Raw genomic sequence first — 362 nt, forward strand, 5'->3', positions numbered from 1 at the left:
GGGCGATGGGTACGGTCCGCCCGGTTTCCGCAAGGGAGCCGTCGCTTCGGCGGAGAGTTTGCAAACGGCCACGGGCCGCAAGTAGGAGAAGGATTTAGATGAAACTGCTGCGCTATGGCGAGGTGGGGAGCGAACGTCCCGGCCTGCTCGATGCGGATGGGACCATCCGCGACCTCTCGGCCCACGTCGCCGACATTGGCGGCACGGCGCTTCATCCGGCTTCGCTGGACATGCTGGCGAAGCTCGATGCGAAATCGCTGCCGGCGGTTTCCGGCAGCCCGCGCATCGGCGCCTGCGTCGCCGGGACCGGCAAGTTCATCTGCATCGGCCTGAACTATTCCGACCACGCCGCCGAAACCGGC

General features: G+C 66.6%; 1 pseudogene. It reads left to right on the forward strand.

Going from position 1 to position 362, the window contains the following annotated elements:
• Positions 1 to 98 precede the first annotated feature (98 nt).
• Positions 99 to 362: pseudogene (locus EN853_RS33265) on the forward strand (2-hydroxyhepta-2,4-diene-1,7-dioate isomerase); the annotation flags it as partial.

It is taken from the genome of Mesorhizobium sp. M1C.F.Ca.ET.210.01.1.1 (assembly GCF_004791585.1).
Lineage (GTDB): Bacteria > Pseudomonadota > Alphaproteobacteria > Rhizobiales > Rhizobiaceae > Mesorhizobium.